General features: G+C 69.9%; 16 protein-coding genes and 1 other RNA gene. 13 read left to right on the forward strand and 4 right to left on the reverse strand.

What is annotated here, in order from left to right; translation table 11 throughout:
• The first annotated feature begins 64 nt into the window (after positions 1-64).
• From acnA to ssrA, 11 genes are all read left to right on the forward strand, one after another.
• A complete protein-coding gene (gene acnA, locus DWB68_RS04335; RefSeq protein WP_119423921.1) occupies positions 65-2770 on the forward strand; it encodes an aconitate hydratase AcnA in 2706 nt (901 codons plus the stop codon).
• Between the two features lie 178 nt (positions 2771-2948).
• Positions 2949-4976, forward strand: a complete 2028-nt coding sequence (gene dxs / locus DWB68_RS04340; RefSeq protein WP_119423922.1) for a 1-deoxy-D-xylulose-5-phosphate synthase — start codon at positions 2949-2951, stop codon at positions 4974-4976.
• Complete coding sequence (locus DWB68_RS04345) at positions 4973-5563, forward strand: DUF402 domain-containing protein (protein WP_233548612.1); 591 nt, start codon at positions 4973-4975, stop codon at positions 5561-5563. The genes dxs and DWB68_RS04345 overlap by 4 nt, the downstream gene beginning before the upstream one ends.
• A gap of 29 nt (positions 5564-5592) precedes the next feature.
• Positions 5593-6183, forward strand: a complete 591-nt coding sequence (locus DWB68_RS04350) for a hypothetical protein (protein ID WP_119423923.1) — start codon at positions 5593-5595, stop codon at positions 6181-6183.
• A gap of 39 nt (positions 6184-6222) precedes the next feature.
• Positions 6223-6936 (forward strand): hypothetical protein, encoded by a 714-nt coding sequence (locus DWB68_RS04355; protein WP_147391572.1) that lies wholly within the window; start codon positions 6223-6225, stop codon positions 6934-6936.
• A 48-nt stretch (positions 6937-6984) separates the two neighbouring features.
• On the forward strand, positions 6985-7959 hold the full coding sequence (locus DWB68_RS04360) for an aldo/keto reductase (RefSeq protein ID WP_407645651.1): 975 nt from the start codon (positions 6985-6987) through the stop codon (positions 7957-7959).
• Positions 7960-8198: 239 nt separating this feature from the next.
• On the forward strand, positions 8199-8954 hold the full coding sequence (ftsE, locus tag DWB68_RS04365; RefSeq protein ID WP_119423926.1) for a cell division ATP-binding protein FtsE: 756 nt from the start codon (positions 8199-8201) through the stop codon (positions 8952-8954).
• On the forward strand, positions 8951-9883 hold the full coding sequence (gene ftsX / locus DWB68_RS04370; RefSeq protein WP_119423927.1) for a permease-like cell division protein FtsX: 933 nt from the start codon (positions 8951-8953) through the stop codon (positions 9881-9883). The genes ftsE and ftsX overlap by 4 nt, the downstream gene beginning before the upstream one ends.
• Before the next feature lie 68 nt (positions 9884-9951).
• Complete coding sequence (locus DWB68_RS04375) at positions 9952-11406, forward strand: M23 family metallopeptidase (protein ID WP_119423928.1); 1455 nt, start codon at positions 9952-9954, stop codon at positions 11404-11406.
• 183 nt (positions 11407-11589) lie between these two features.
• The gene (smpB, locus tag DWB68_RS04380) at positions 11590-12084 is read left to right on the forward strand and encodes an SsrA-binding protein SmpB (RefSeq protein WP_119423929.1); all 495 of its coding nucleotides are present in this window, start codon (positions 11590-11592) and stop codon (positions 12082-12084) included.
• Between the two features lie 133 nt (positions 12085-12217).
• Positions 12218-12596: a transfer-messenger RNA gene (gene ssrA, locus DWB68_RS04385) on the forward strand.
• Positions 12597-12675: 79 nt separating this feature from the next.
• Here ssrA and DWB68_RS04390 read toward each other — a convergent pair.
• Positions 12676-12894, reverse strand: coding sequence for a hypothetical protein (locus tag DWB68_RS04390; RefSeq protein ID WP_119423930.1), 219 nt, complete (start codon positions 12892-12894; stop codon positions 12676-12678).
• A gap of 87 nt (positions 12895-12981) precedes the next feature.
• Here DWB68_RS04390 and DWB68_RS15925 point away from each other — a divergent pair, with 87 nt between their 5' ends.
• Positions 12982-13200: a hypothetical protein gene (locus DWB68_RS15925; protein WP_147391573.1), complete on the forward strand. Its 219-nt coding sequence runs from the start codon at positions 12982-12984 to the stop codon at positions 13198-13200.
• 3 nt (positions 13201-13203) lie between these two features.
• Positions 13204-13734 (forward strand): HutD family protein, encoded by a 531-nt coding sequence (locus DWB68_RS04395; RefSeq protein ID WP_119423931.1) that lies wholly within the window; start codon positions 13204-13206, stop codon positions 13732-13734.
• Positions 13735-13821: 87 nt separating this feature from the next.
• Here DWB68_RS04395 and DWB68_RS04400 read toward each other — a convergent pair whose 3' ends face one another.
• Genes DWB68_RS04400 through hisN form a run of 3 tightly spaced genes read right to left on the reverse strand, consistent with a single transcriptional unit; the run spans position 13822 to position 15481 of the window.
• Positions 13822-14244 carry a fluoride efflux transporter FluC gene (locus DWB68_RS04400; RefSeq protein ID WP_119423932.1) on the reverse strand — a complete coding sequence of 141 codons (423 nt, stop codon included), beginning with the start codon at positions 14242-14244 and terminating at the stop codon, positions 13822-13824.
• Positions 14241-14600, reverse strand: coding sequence for a CrcB family protein (locus DWB68_RS04405; protein WP_158588204.1), 360 nt, complete (start codon positions 14598-14600; stop codon positions 14241-14243). The genes DWB68_RS04400 and DWB68_RS04405 overlap by 4 nt, the downstream gene beginning before the upstream one ends.
• A gap of 53 nt (positions 14601-14653) precedes the next feature.
• Entirely contained in the window at positions 14654-15481 is an 828-nt protein-coding gene (gene hisN, locus DWB68_RS04410) for a histidinol-phosphatase (protein ID WP_119423934.1), read from the reverse strand.
• Between the last annotated feature and the right edge of the window lie 20 nt (positions 15482-15501).

Here is a 15501-nt window from a genome sequence, read left to right on the forward strand (position 1 = left end):
GGCTTCCCTCACTGGCAGCGCCTGCGGCGTGGACATCATGATGGAGTCTGGCGAGAGGAGTTCCATGAGCAACGTGGACAGCTTCGGATCCAAGGGCGTACTCGACGTCCAGGGCACCGAATACGAAATTTTCCGTTTGAGCGCCGTTGAGGGCGCCGACAAGCTGCCGTACAGCCTGAAGGTGCTGCTGGAGAACCTGCTGCGCACCGAAGACGGCGCCAACATCACCGCGGATCACATCTGCGCGTTGGCCAACTGGGATCCCAAGGCCGAGCCCTCGGTCGAGATCCAGTTCACCCCGGCCCGCGTCATCATGCAGGACTTCACCGGCGTGCCGTGTGTGGTTGACCTGGCGACGATGCGCGAGGCCGTCAAGGACATGGGCGGCGACGCCTCCCGCGTGAACCCGCTCGCTCCGGCCGAGCTGGTCATCGACCACTCCGTGCAGATCGACGCCTTCGGCAACGAGGCGGCCCTCGAGCGCAACATGGAGATCGAGTACCAGCGCAACGGTGAGCGCTACCAGTTCCTGCGCTGGGGCCAGACCGCCTTTGATGACTTCAAGGTGGTCCCCCCGGGAACCGGCATCGTGCACCAGGTCAACATTGAGTACCTGGCCCGCACCGTCATGACCCGCGAGGTCGATGGCAAGCTGCGCGCCTACCCGGACTCCTGCGTCGGCACCGACTCCCACACCACGATGGTCAACGGCATGGGCGTGCTGGGCTGGGGCGTAGGCGGCATCGAGGCCGAGGCCGCGATGCTGGGCCAGCCGGTCTCCATGCTCATCCCCAAGGTCGTGGGCTTCAAGCTCTCCGGCTCCATCCCGGCCGGCGCCACCGCCACCGACGTGGTGCTGACGATCACCGAGATGCTGCGCGAGCAGGGTGTCGTGGGCAAGTTCGTCGAGTTCTACGGCGAGGGCGTCGGCGCTGTGCCGCTGGCCAACCGCGCCACCATCGGCAACATGTCCCCGGAGTTCGGCTCCACGGCCGCCATGTTCCCGATCGACGACGTCACCCTCGGCTACCTGCGCCTCACGGGCCGCTCCGACGAGAACATCGCTCTCGTCGAGGCGTACACCAAGGAGCAGGGCCTCTGGCACGACCCGTCCAAGGAGGCCGCGTACTCGGAGTACCTCGAGCTGGACCTGTCCACCGTGGTTCCCTCCATCGCCGGCCCGAAGCGTCCCCAGGACCGCATCGAGCTGACGGACGCCAAGACCCAGTTCCGCAAGGACATCCACAACTACTCGACGGACGAGGACACGCGCGGCGTGGGCCGCCCGTCCAAGGCCGTGGACGTCAAGATGGCGGACGGTCGCGAGTTCGAGCTGGATCACGGCTTCGTGTCCATCGCCTCGATCACCTCGTGCACCAACACCTCGAACCCGTCCGTGATGCTGGCCGCCGCCATCCTGGCGCGCAACGCCGTGCAGAAGGGCCTCTCCTCGAAGCCGTGGGTCAAGACCTCCGTGGCTCCGGGCTCCAAGGTCGTCACGAACTACTACGAGAAGTCCGGCCTCATCCCGTTCCTCGAGAAGCTCGGCTTCTTCGTGGTCGGCTACGGCTGCGCCACCTGCATCGGCAACTCGGGCCCGCTCGAGTCCGAGATCTCCGAGGCAGTCCAGGCCAACGACCTCTCCGCCGCCGCGGTGCTCTCGGGTAACCGTAACTTCGAGGGTCGCATCAACCCCGACGTCAAGATGAACTATCTGGCCTCCCCGCCGCTGGTCATCGCCTACGCCCTGGCCGGCACCATGGACTTCGATTTCGAGAAGGACGCGCTGGGCCAGGACGCCGACGGCAACGACGTCTTCCTGAAGGACATCTGGCCGAACCCGATCGAGGTTCAGCAGGTCATGGACGCGTCCATCGACCGCGAGATGTTCACCGCCGACTACGCCTCCGTCTTCGACGGCGACTCGCGCTGGCAGGGCATCGACACCCCCGAGGGCAACACCTTCGACTGGGCGTCGGATTCCACCTACGTGCGTAAGCCCCCGTACTTCGAGGGCATGCAGGCCGAGCCGGCCCCGGTGCAGGACATCGAGGGCGCGCGCGTGCTGCTGAAGCTGGGCGATTCGGTCACGACCGACCACATCTCCCCGGCCGGCTCGTTCAAGTCGGAGACTCCGGCCGGTCAGTACCTGATCGCCAACGGCGTGGATCGCAAGGACTTCAACTCCTACGGCTCCCGCCGTGGCAACCACGAGGTCATGATCCGCGGCACCTTCGCGAACATCCGCATCAAGAACCAGCTGCTGGACGGCGTCGAGGGTGGCTTCACCCGCGACTTCACCCAGCCCGATGCCCCGCAGTCGTACGTGTACGACGCGGCGCAGAACTACCAGGCCGCCGGCACCCCGCTGGTCGTCCTGGCCGGCAAGGAGTACGGCACCGGTTCCTCGCGCGACTGGGCCGCCAAGGGCACCGCGCTGCTGGGCGTCAAGGCCGTCATCACCCAGAGCTACGAGCGCATCCACCGCTCCAACCTCATCGGTATGGGCGTCCTGCCGCTGCAGTTCCCCGAGGGCGAGTCCGCCGACACGCTGGGCCTGAGCGGCACCGAGACCTTCTCGGTCCACGGCGTCACGGCGCTCAACGAGGGCGTCACGCCCAAGACGGTCAAGGTCACCGCGGTGGCCGAAGACGGCAAGGTCACGGAGTTCGACGCGGTCGTCCGCATCGACACCCCCGGCGAGGCCGACTACTACCGCAACGGCGGCATCCTGCAGTACGTGCTGCGCAGCATCACGGCCAACGCCTGATCGCTTCGCCACACGCCGCCGCTAGCCTCTGGGCCCCTCCCGCACCTGTGCGGGAGGGGCCCTTGGCCTTCGCACGATGAGGCGGCTCACGCCCTCGGGCCGGGGGAGTCACGTTCGGGGCCCAGCGTGCGGCGCTAAGATGGATGCTTGGAAACAGCCAACGGAAGGACACGACGGCGTGACGCTGCTTGAGGGGATTCACTCCCCGCGGGACCTGCGCTCCCTTGGGCGCGAGGAGCTCGCGACCTTGGCTCAGGAGATCCGCGATTTCCTCATCTCTCACGTGGCCAGGACGGGCGGCCACCTCGGCCCCAATCTCGGTGTCGTCGAGCTGACGCTTGCCCTGCACCGCGTGTTCGATTCGCCGAACGACACCCTCGTCTTCGACACGGGCCACCAGTCCTACGTGCACAAGCTCGTGACGGGCCGGCAGAACTTCGACACCCTGCGCCACGAGGGCGGGATGTCCGGCTATCCCTCGCGCTCCGAGTCGGAGCACGACGTCGTGGAGTCCTCTCACGCTTCGAGCTCGCTCGCGTGGGTGGACGGGATTTCCCGCGCCAGGGCGCTGGCGGGGGAGACGGACCGCTGGACGGTCGGCGTCATCGGCGACGGCGCCCTGACGGGCGGCATGGCGTGGGAGGCCCTCAACAACATCGCCGCCGATCCCGAGCGCCACGCCGTGATCGTCGTCAACGACAACGGCCGCTCGTACGCCCCCACGGTGGGTGGTCTGGCCCGCACCATGCAGGGCATCTCCGGCACGGTGGGGCGCAAGATCGACAAGGTCCGCGTCTCGCGTCCGTACGAGGACACGATGCGCTTCCTCAAGCAGCGCCTGAAGGACGGCAACGCCTTCTCGCAATTCACCTACAAGTCCCTGCACGCCGCCAAGGCGGGCATCAAGGACTGGTGGGCGCCGCAAGGGCTCTTCGCCGACCTCGGCATCAAGTACATCGGTCCAGTGGATGGGCATAATCAGGCCGAGGTGGAGGAGGCGCTCTCCGCCGCCAAGGCCTTCGGCGGCCCCGTGATCGTCCACGTCATCACGCAGAAGGGGCACGGCTACGCGCCGGCCGTCGAGGACGAGGACGATCAGTTCCACGCCGTCGGCGTCATCGATCCCGCCACGGGCAAGCCGCTCAAGGCCTCCTCCGGCCCGTCCTGGACGTCGGTGTTCGGCCACGAGCTCGCCGACATCGCGGACGAGCGCCCCGACATCGTGGGCATCACGGGGGCCATGCTCATCCCGGTGGGTCTCTCGGCCATGAAGGAGCGCCACCCGGAGCGCGTCATCGACGTGGGCATCGCCGAGCAGCACGCCGTGGCCTCGGCCGCCGGCCTCGCGTTCGGCGGCTTCCACCCCGTCGTGGCGGTCTACGCCACCTTCCTGAACCGCGCCTACGACCAGCTGCTCATGGACGTGGCGCTGCACCGGGCCGGCGTCACCTTTGTGCTCGACCGCGCCGGCGTCACTGGCCCGGACGGCGCGAGCCACCATGGCATGTGGGACATGGCGCTCGTGCAGACGATCCCCGGCCTGCACCTCGCCGCCCCGCGCGATCCCGGGCGGCTGCGCGAGCTGCTGCGCGAGGCAGTGGCGATCGCCGACGCCCCGAGCGTCCTGCGCTTCCCCAAGGGCACGGCCGGCGCCGACATCCCGGCGATCGCCCGCACCGTGGACGGCGTGGACGTCCTCGCCGACTCGGGCGAGGAGGAGCCGGACGTGCTGCTCGTCGCCGTGGGTGCCTTCGCCGAGCTCGCGCTCGACGTCGCGGCCCGGCTGAAGGACCAGGGCATCAGCTCCACCGTGGTTGACCCCCGCTGGGTGCTTCCGGTTCCCCGCTCCGTCATCGACATGGCGGACCGCCACCGCCTCGTGGTCACGCTGGAGGACGGCGTGCGCGCCGGCGGCGTGGGCGCTCGCCTGCGCCAGGAGATGCGCGCGGCCGGCGTGGACACGGGCCTGAACGAGGTCGGCCTGCCGGACGAGTTCCTCGACCACGGCACGCGCGAGCAGGTGCTGAACCGCGTGGGTGTGAGTGCCCAGCAGATCACGCAGGACGTCGTGGCCCAGGTGCTCGGCACCAAGGTCCCGCGCGCCAGGCCCGTGGGCCAGCGGGCGGCGAACGGCGCCCTGCCAGTGGTCCCGCTCTTCCCGCCGGCTGGCCCGGCCGCTTCGGCGGAGAAGGACGCCGACGCGTGAGCGCCCCCCAGGGCCTGCCCCGGCGCCCCGTGAGCTTCACCGCGGGCGAGACCGTGGTGACGCGCGCCTGGAAGCACGACGGCCAGGCTCATTGGGTGGTCCCGGGGCTCGCCCTCGGCTCGGACGAGCACGGCGAGTGGATCTACCAGCCGGCTGGCAGTTTCATCGCCCGCCCCGGCATGGCGTTTTTTGCCCGTTCGGACGCCGTGACGCTCTCGCCCGCGTCGGGGGAGTGGCTCGCCACCTTCCACTCCGGCGAGGACCGCAACGGCCTGTTGCTCTACATCGACCTCTCGACGGCCATCGGCTGGGCGCCGCTCGGCCCGCGCGGCCACGAGCTGCACTCGATCGACATGGACCTCGACGTCGTGGAGCGCGCCGGGCGCGGCATCTATCTCGACGACGAGGACGAGTTCGAGGAACACCGGGTGGCCTTCGGTTACCCGGACGAGCTGACCTCGGCCATCGCGGCCGAGGCCCAGGACCTCTTGGCCCGCGTGGCCGCCCGCCAGGCGCCCTTCGACGGCGCCGCGCTGAGTCGCTTCGATCAGGGCCGCGCCCTGCTCGACGCCGCCTCGGCTCGCTGACACTTTTTCCCCACCGAAAGGCACCTTCGATGCCCATCCTGCGCAGCTACCGCACCGACGAGGACGGCCAGCTCTCCTTCCGCGAGGCCTGGTACGACGAGGAGGTCGCGCAGTTTGTCATCAACCGCGGCCCCGTCGGCCACCTCTCCGAGACGCCCGTCGTCGAGGACGACGTCACCCCGGAGGCCGGCGAGGCGCTCCTCGAGGCCTTCGAGGAGGCCTGCCAGGAGGACGGCTACCGCGAGCTGGGCCAGGACGAGCAGTTCTGGCTGTACGTGCGCTTCCCGTCCAAGACGGCCGGCGGCTCACCCCGTGAGCACAGCCTGCGCGACGCAGTGGTCGGCGGCCTGACGGGCCACCTGGCCTGGCGCGGCCTCGGCACGGTGGAGGGCTCCGTCTTCGGCCCCGGCCGCCTGACGATCGCCGTCCTGACGCCCGAGCCCAAGGGCGCGCTCAAGGCCACGATCTCCTGCCTGCGCGAGGTCGCGAAGTCGGACCTGACCAAGGCCGTCATCGCGGTGGCCCCCGGTGCCGAGCCGTCCGCCGCCAAGATCAAGCACCCGCTGCCCGCCGAGGGCGACTTCCCCGTGGACGAGCTGCCGGAGGCGGAGGAGGCCTGAGCCTTCAGGCACACCCCGTTCGTGCGTAGGATGCGCGGCATGCCCCAGCGCCGCCGACCCGCCCTCGCGGAGGCCAGGGGCGGAGGGAGCCGCGATCTTCCGGGCGGTGGCCGCGCGGAGGGAACGCTCGTCGTGGCTCCGGACGCCCCGCGGGAACTCATGCTGGAGTTGGCTGCCCGCGCCCAGGGGTATGTGCCCTCGGGTCCAGGGCCGCGAAGGATGACGACGGTCGTCATCGAGCACGGCGACGACGCGGTCGAGGTCGGCGATTCCGCCGAGGTGGCCGCGGCCCGGATCGACGGGCTCCTGGCCCTGAGCGGGGAGGGCCAGGTCGGCGAGATCAGCATCGGGACCGGCGCCGGGGACGAACGGGTCGAGGTGCGGGCGCAGGACACGCTGCTCTGCCAGCAGCCGGCGCTCTTCGAGCGGGTGCGCTCCCTGTCGATTCCGCGGGCCACCGGCAGCGGGCCCCTCGGCGTGGCGCTGTTTGCCTACGGCACCGCGCCGGTGCTCTCGGCCAAGGCCGGGGCGGCCCTTCCGTCCCCCGCTGTGGCGGCCTGGGAACGGCTCTGCCCGCCCGGCGAACCGGTGAACAGCCTGAGGCTGATCGACGACACCTTGAGCGTCGAGGCGATTCAGGCCTCGGACCTCCCGGCGGTGCGCTCTCGCCTGCTTGAGGGAAGCCTCGCCGGCCTCAAGATCAAGCTTGGCTACATCGGCAAGCAGCCGGTGTTGTGGGACCCGGCGGGCTGAGACCGACGCTCGGTCGCCCTCCTGGCTAGGCTGAGGGGCATGAGCGAGATGAACTATGTGCACCTGGGCAAGAGCGGCCTCGTGGTCTCCGAGATCGGCCTCGGCTGCAACAACCTGGGTCGCCCCGGCACCGCCACCCTGACGCAGGAGGGCACCGACGCGGTGGTCCACGCGGCCATCGACGCCGGCGTGACCCTGTTCGACACGGCCGACATGTACGGCGCGGAGCCCGGCCTCTCGGAGACGCGGCTCGGCGCCGCCCTGCGGGGCCGCCGCGACGAGGTCGTCGTCGCCACCAAGTTCGGCATGGACGCCGGGACCGCGAACGGCCTCGACTTCGGGGCGCGCGGTTCCCGCCGCTACATCATGCAGGCCGTCGAGGCCTCGCTCACGCGCCTGCAGACCGACCACATCGATCTGTACCAGTTCCACACGCCGGACCCGGGCACGCCCATCGAGGAGACGCTCGCCGCCCTCGACACCCTCGTGCAGCAGGGCAAGGTCCGCTACCTCGGGCACTCGAATCGCGCCGGATGGCAGATCGCCGAGGCCGAGTTTGTGGCCCGCGAGCTGGGCGTCGAGCGCTTCATCAGCGCCCAGAACCACTACAACCTGCTGGACCGCCGGGCCGAGCTCGAGGTGCTGCCCGCCTCCCGCGCCTACGGGCTGGGCGTGCTTCCGTACTTCCCGCTGGCCAACGGCCTGCTCACTGGTAAGTACTCGGAGGGCGTGGCGCCCGAGGGCTCGCGCCTCACCCACTCCCGCAAGGAGTACCTCGCGAACGCCGACTTCGAGCAGCTGCGGGCCTTCGGGGCCTTCGCCCGGGACCGCGGCCTGAGCGAGATCTCCGTGGCCTTCGCCTGGCTCCTGGCCCAGGCCCCCGTGGCCTCGGTCATCGCCGGCGCGACCCGCCCGGAGCAGATCCGCGAGAATGCGACGGCGGGTGCCGCCCGGCTGAGCGCCGAGGACCTCGGCGAGCTGGACGCGCTCTTCCCGCCCGCCGCCAAGATCGCCCTCTTCTAAGAGCAAGGGCCCGACGCCGCCCGCTTGCCTGGGGCGTCTCCCCGCGCCCAGGGCGCGGGGAGACGCCCGGGCCCCACTCGACGTCGGGCAATTCACAGCGAGGCGGAGCCGACACGCACCCCAATGGTCACGGGCGGATTACGGCCGGCCACTAGAGTGACGAGGGCCGGCGCCTCTCTTCCCCGACCCGCCGCACCATCATGTCGCGCGCCGGCGGCCGGTGCGGGAGTGTGGCTCCCATGATCAGATTCGACCATGTCACCAAGGTCTACGACGCCCCGGACAAGCCGGCGCTCAACGGCGTCGACCTCGAGGTGGACCGCGGCGACTTTGCCTTCCTCGTGGGCGCCTCCGGCTCCGGCAAGTCAACCTTCATCCGGCTGGTCCTGCGCGAGGAGCGCGCCACGCGCGGCTCCGTGCACGTCGCCGGCACGAACGTCGACGCGCTGGCCTCGTGGAAGGTGCCGCGCCTGCGCCGCAACATCGGCGTGGTGTTCCAGGACTTCCGCCTGCTGCCGCAGAAGACCGTGTTCGCAAACGTCGCCTTCGCCATGCAGGTGATCGGCAAGTCCCGCGCCATGATCAAGGAGACCGTCCCGCAGGTCCTGGAGACCGTGGGGCTGCGCGAGAAGGCCGGCCGCCTTCCGCACGAGCTCTCCGGCGGCGAGCAGCAGCGCGTGGCGATCGCCCGCGCCGTCGTGAACCGCCCGGCGATCCTCCTGGCCGACGAGCCCACGGGCAACCTCGACCCCGAGACGAGCCGCGGGATCATGGAGATCCTCGAGACGATCAACCAGAACGGCACGACCGTGGTCATGGCCACGCACGACGACGAGATCGTGAACCGCATGCGCAAGCGCGTCATCGAGCTGGACCACGGCAAGGTCATCCGCGACGAGCGCGGCGGCGAGTACCACGCGGTGGGGGACCGTCTCGTGCTGCCCTCCGCCGGCCAGGCCATCGCCCCGTTCGACTCCGAGGAGGATGAGCTGTGAAGCTCTCGTTCATGCTCTCCGAGATCGCCTCGGGGCTGCGCCGCAATCTCTCCATGGTGGTCTCGGTCATCCTGGTCACCTTCGTCTCGCTGACCTTCGTCGGCTCCGCCGCGCTGCTGCAGTCGCAGGTGGGCAAGATGAAGGGCTACTGGTACGACAAGGTGCAGGTCGCCATCTACCTCTGCTCGCCCAACCCCGAGACGGCCAATTGCGCCGTGGGAGGCGACGGCAAGTACGCGGCGGCCACCGCCGAGCAGACCAAGGGCATCGAGGAGGTGCTCAACTCCGCCGAGCTCAAGCCCTACGTCGAGTCCTTCCAGTACGAGTCGCAGGAGGACGCGTACAAGAACTTCCAGGAGCAGTTCGGCAATCGCTCGATGGCCGACTCGGTCAAGCCCGAGCAGCTGCCCGCCTCCTTCCGCGTCAAGCTCGTGGACCCCGAGAAGTACGACGTGATCAACGAACGCTTCTCCTCGCTCCCGGGCGTGGACACGGTCGTTGACCAGCGCCAGTACCTCAACACGGTCTTCGGCATCATCAACACGGCCTCGCTCGTGGCGGTCATCATCGCCGCGGTGATGCTGGTCTGCGCCGTGCTGCTGGTGGCCACGACCATCCGGCTCTCGGCGTTCACGCGCCGCAGGGAGACGGGCATCATGCGCCTCGTTGGCGCCTCGAAGGCCGTCATCCAGACGCCGTTTGTGCTTGAGGGCGTGATTGCCTCGGCGATTGGCGCGATTCTGGCTTCCGGTGTGCTCTGGGCAGTGCTCCAATTTGTGGTCCAGGATCGGCTGGCCCAGCAGAACCTCAACATGGCCTTTATCGATCCGAGCGAGATGCTCTGGGTGGCCCCCGGGCTGCTGATAGTGGGAGTTCTCTTGGCGTGGGGCTCGTCCCTGCTAACCTTGAGGCGCTACCTGAAGGTCTGACCCTGTCCAGCCAGTCCAGGTAGCAATCCCGGTGCCGTTCGCGCGGTACCGGGGGAAAGGAAGCACCCGTGAGTGAGACCACCCGCCACCCGTTGGCCCGTGCCGTCCTGACCGGCGCCCTCGTGAGCGTCTTCGGCTTGGGCCTGGGCATCACGCCTGTGCACGCCGACAAACTCGATGACAAGAAGGACCAGATCGAGCAGCAGATCCAGGGATCCGAGGAGGATCTCGAGGACCTGAACTCGACGCTCGCCGCCGCGGCCAAGAAGCTCAAGGAATACCAGGACAAGCTCCCCGCCGCGCAGCAGCGCCTCGCCGCCGCGGAGGCCGCCGTCACCACGGCGCGCTCCAAGGTCGAGGCCCTGCAGGCGCGGCTGTCCGAGGCGCAGGCCTCGCGCACCGAACTCTCCGAGGCCCGCGCCAAGCGCGCCCAGCGGGGAACGGACGCGCAGGCCATGGTCGGCCAGATCGCGGCCAACGCCTACCGCACGGGCGGTGCCTCGTCCGTGAGCGGCAATCTCGACGTGCTCTTCTCCGGCGAGGATCCGCAGGTCGTGGCCGGCTCGCTTGAGATCGCGAGCCGCGTCATGCAGGCGCAGAACAAGACCATCGGGACGCTGCGCGAGCAACAGGCCCAGGACGCCAACGACGCCGCGCGCCTCAAGGCCGTGGAGGAACAGATCGCCGATCTGAAGTCCCAGGCCGAGCAGGCACTGGCCCAGCAGAAGAGCGCCCGCGACACGGCCCAGGCCGCGAAGGACGAGGTCGACAAGATCCTGGCGGACACCGCGAGCGCGCAGGGCACGCTCAAGGACCAGATCGCCGACGTACAGGGCAAGCTGGAGCAGCAGAAGAAGGACCAAGCGGACGTCAACGCGCAGATCAAGGAGCGCCAGGAGCGCCTCAAGCGCGAGGCGGAGGCGCGCGCCAAGAAGGCGGCGGCGGAGGCCGCTGCCAAGCGCAAGGCTGCTCAGGCGGCGGCGAAGAAGAAGGCTGCAAACGCCGCCAAGCTCGCCGCGGAGGCAGACGCCGCCGAGACGAACGCCAGCGCCGCCAAGGACGATGCCACGCCGTCGGGCTCGTACAATGAGTCCTCGTGGGGCCTCATCGTTCCCGCGGACCCGGCTGGCTACATCACCTCGGGCTACGGCTGGCGCCCCACGCCGGCCGGCACCATCGACTACGGAGGGGCCGGAGGCTACGTGCACGCCGGCCTCGACTGGGGCTTCGGCGGGCGCTGCGGCCTGCCCATCAAGGCCGCCGCCGCCGGCACGGTCGAGTGGGCAGGGTGGAAGGGAACGCACGGCCAGATCGTGTCGATCGACCATAAGATCACCAAGGGGCACGCGCTCACGACCAACTACAACCACATGTCGCGGGTGGCGGTGCGCGTGGGCCAGAAGGTCAAGCAGGGCCAGGTGATCGGCTACGTGGGCACCACGGGCAACTCGACCGGCTGCCACCTGCACTTCGAGACGGTCGTGGACGGCTCCACGGTGAACCCGGCTCGCCTGCTGCACTAAAGGGAACAGCACCAGCCAGAGCGCGACGGCGGCGGCGCACCAAAAGGTGCGCCGCCGCCGTCGCGCTGTGGGGCCCTCGTCTGGCGCGCCCGCGCGGCACTGCCCCGGCGGCGCGGCGAAGGTGAGTAGGATGGATGCTTCCGCGCCGAGCGCGGAAACCACGGCATGGAGAGGAGGAAAGCCATGGGAAAGAAGAAGGACGACGACTCCCGCAACAAGGTCGTCGCGAGCAACCGCAAGGCGCGTCACGACTACGCCCTGCTGGATGAATACGAGGCGGGCATGGTGCTCACGGGCACCGAGGTGAAGTCGCTGCGCGAGGGCAAGGCCTCGCTCATCGACGGCTTCTGCACGTTCTACCGTGACGAGCTCTATGTCGAGGGCGTCTACATCCCGGAGTACCTCAACGGCTCCTGGACCAACCACGCCGCGCGCCGCCGCCGCAAGCTGCTGCTGCACCGCGACGAGCTCAACAAGATCCAGCGCAAGTCCGAGGAATCGGGCCTGACGATCGTGCCGCTGTCCCTGTACTTCAAGGACGGGCGCGCCAAGCTGCAGATCGCGGTGGCGCGAGGCAAGCGCGAGTACGACAAGCGCCAGACGCTGCGCGAGAAGCAGGACAACCGCGAGGCGCAGCGCGCCATGCGGGCCCGCAATCGCGGCTCAGACGCCGAGTAGGACGCCGGCCCGTCCGCGTGGGCTTCCCCAGCGAGGGGAATGAAGTGTGGGGGAGCGGGGTTATACTCTTTGTACCCATCCGGTTCGCCGGGCGGGCGGATTCCCCTCTCGAGGGGTCTTGGAAATTCAATACGGGGATGATCGGTTTCGACGATGTGAGTCGCGACAGGAGAAGCGGGCCAAGGATGCAGAGTCATCTTGTGAACGCTCTCTGCAAACCAATAAGTGCCGAATCCAAGCGCACTGACTTCGCTCTCGCTGCCTGATTGCAGCCAGACGGTCCGTTAGCCCTCCGCTGCTATCGCGGGGGATGCTAGCGTCAGCTAGATAGCCACTGCTGAGTACCTGCGTCGCAGGGGTGCTCGGGACTTTTTCTGCGACTGAGCCCGGAAGTACGAGCCACTTGTCCAAGTGATGGCTCTTGGGGCTGAGAAACTTCCTTTTGGACTGCGCCCGGAGAAGACCTGGCAACACCACATCGGACGGGGGTTCAATTCCCCCCATCTCCACTTCCCGTAGCCGAAGGGCCCCGGATCCGCGAGGATCCGGGGCCCTTCGTGCTTTCCCCGTCGCCGCCCCGGCGGGCGGCATTCAGCGTCCGCGCCGGGTGTCCACCATCAGGAATCCCAGCTGCACCGCGGCGGCCAGGGCCATGACGACGGCGGCGCTCCATGAAACGGCGTTGTGGGCCACCGTCGTTTGGAGGACGGCCGCGAGAACGGCGAGGGCGACGCTCAGCAGCCGGAGGCGCGCCGGGCGACGCGGTGCTCGCGGGTCCGGAGCTTCCTGAACATTTTTGTGATCCTGCATGGTTCCGCTTTCATCTCGAGTGACAACTTGATTGTTCTTCGGCGCCCTGACAGTCCATCCGGTCGCGTGTTTGCCGGCTGATCGCCCGTGACGAACGCCACCGTCTCGGCGTGCCTGTGGTGGAATGAAGCCATGAACCCCTCGCGCAGCACCCTCATGACGATCCTGCCCATCGTCGTCGGCTTCGGCCTCCTGGGCGCCTCCCTCTTCCTCTTCCGCTACCAGGTGGCGCTCGGCGCGATCCTGGGCGGCCTCGGCGCGCTCGTGCTCATCGCCAACCTGGTGCTCCTGCGCCGCGGGCGCTGAGCCGTGGAACACCCAGCCGAGGGGCGGCGTGTCCTCAAGACCTTCCGCCTCCTGCCCGCCCAGCTCTGGGCCAACCGCGCCGGTTCCACGACCGAGGTGATCGGCTTCGAGGAGTCGGCGCCGTTGCTGGCCGGCGTGGCGCCCTGGCGCCTGAGCGTCGCCTCCCTCGAGTTTCCGGCCGAGTTCTCGGTGCTGCCCGGCCTTGAGCGCACCTTCACGCCCGTGGGCGGTCGCGTGCGCCTGAGCGTCGAGGGGCGGCTGCACACGGTCGGGGACGGGGAACAACTGCGCTTTGCCGGAGAGGACGTGGTGGAGATCACCGACCTCGACCGTCCGTGCGCGGCGGTGAACCTCATGAGCCGCCGCGTGCCCGGGCTGCCCCGGGTGGAGGCTCGCACCCTGGGAGCCGGGGAAGCGACGCCGTCGCCCGGACCCGTGGTGTGGGTCAACCTGGAGACGGGGATGGGCACCTTCGATCTGCTCGAGGGCCCGCTCGGCGCGGGGCGCGCCCTCGGCCTCTTCGGCCCCGCCTGAGACCCAGACACCGCGAAGGGGGCACCGCGGCCGAGTCGCAGCCCCGAGGATGCGCTCAGGCCCCGCCCCGGCCCGGCATCGGCGCTCTCAGGCGCCGGCGAGGGTCAGGCCCAGCGCCGCGGCGCACAGACCCAGCACGAGGTGCCCCAGGAGCACGGTCGCGGCGCGAGCCCAGCGCCGTTCCTTCAGGGCCCCGGCCGCCACGACGGCCCACGTGGAGAAGGTCGTGAGCCCGCCGCACCAGCCGGCTCCGATCACCGTGGCCCACGCGGACCCGGCGGGCAACGCCCCGTGGACCCACCCCAGCACGAACGATCCCACCACGTTCACGATGAGCAGCGGCCACGGCCACCCGGCCAGCCCGGCGACGCGGCCGGAGCCGGCGGGGTCCCCGGCGCGGCTGGCGCGCCCGGCCCGATAGGCCAACCACGCGTCGTCGAGCAGCACGCGGGCGAGGGCGCCCACGGCACCCGCCGCCCCCACGGCGAGGGCCATGCCCAGCGCGCTCATGCGGCGCCCCGCTCACGCGAGGGGACGCGCCCGCCGAGCCACAGGCCCAGCAGCGCTGCGCAGACACCGAGCAGGGCCTGGGCCAGCGCCACCCAGGGGCGGAAGGGGTCGGCGAAGGCCACGGCGATCGCCGAGAAGGTCGTGAAGCCGCCCAGGACGCCGGGCCCGAGGCCGGCGCGCACCCAGTCACGGCGGCTGCCTGGCCCGCGCCCGCGGGACCACAGGCCCGTGAGCAGCCCAAGCGCCAGCGCACCGGCCACGTTGATGGCCGCGGTGGCCAGTTCCGCCCCCGAGGCCGACAGCCCCGCCGTCGAGAGGTAGCGCGCGAGCGCACCAAGAAAGCCGCCAGCCGCCACGGCGCCGTAGCGCGCGGCGGAGGCGGCGGTCTTGGTGGTGCCGGCCGTGGTGATCAGCCCCGCGCGCCGGGCAGCGGGGTGGGGGACTTCTCGGCGTCGCGCGTGCCGAGCACGTCGAGCACCTGCTCGTGCAGGAGCGAGTTGGTCACGAGGGCGTTGCCGCCCCACGGGCCCTCCTCGCCCTGCAGGGAGGTGAAGCGGCCGCCCGCCTCGGTGACGATCGGGACCAGAGCTGCCATGTCGTAGAGGTTCAGCTCGGGCTCGCACGCGATGTCCACCGCGCCCTCGGCCGCGAGCGTGTAGGAGAAGAAGTCGCCGTAGCCGCGCGTGCGCCACACGGTGTCCTGGAGCTCCAGCATGCCCTCGCGCCAGCCCCGGTCCTTCCAGCCCGTGAGGGAGGAGATGGACAGCGAGGCGTCCTCGAGCCGCGAGACCTGCGAGACCTGCAGGCGGCGGGCCTGCGCCAGGGAGCGGCCAGTGTAGGAGCCGCCGTCCTTCATGGCCCACCAGCGCCGGCCCAGGGCGGGCGCCGAGACCGTGCCGATGACCACCTCGCCGTCCTCCACGAGGGCGATGAGCGTGGCCCACACGGGCACGCCGCGCACGAAGTTCTTGGTGCCGTCGATGGGGTCGATGATCCACATGCGATCGCCCGAGCCGCTCGTGCCGAACTCCTCGCCGAAGACGGCGTCGCGCGGGCGGGCGCGCTCCAGGTGGCCGAGGATGGACTCCTCGGCGCGCTTGTCGGCGTCGGTGACGGGGGTGAGGTCCGGCTTGGTCTCCACCGCGAGATCGGCGGCGTGGAAGCGGGAGAGCGTGAGCTCGTCCACCGCCTCGGCCATGAGGTGGGCCAGGTGCAGGTCATCGCTGTGGCGCGTCATGGTCACAACCCTACCGGCGG

The sequence above is a fragment of the Galactobacter valiniphilus genome, assembly GCF_003575975.1.
Classification (GTDB): Bacteria; Actinomycetota; Actinomycetes; order Actinomycetales; family Micrococcaceae; genus Galactobacter; species Galactobacter valiniphilus.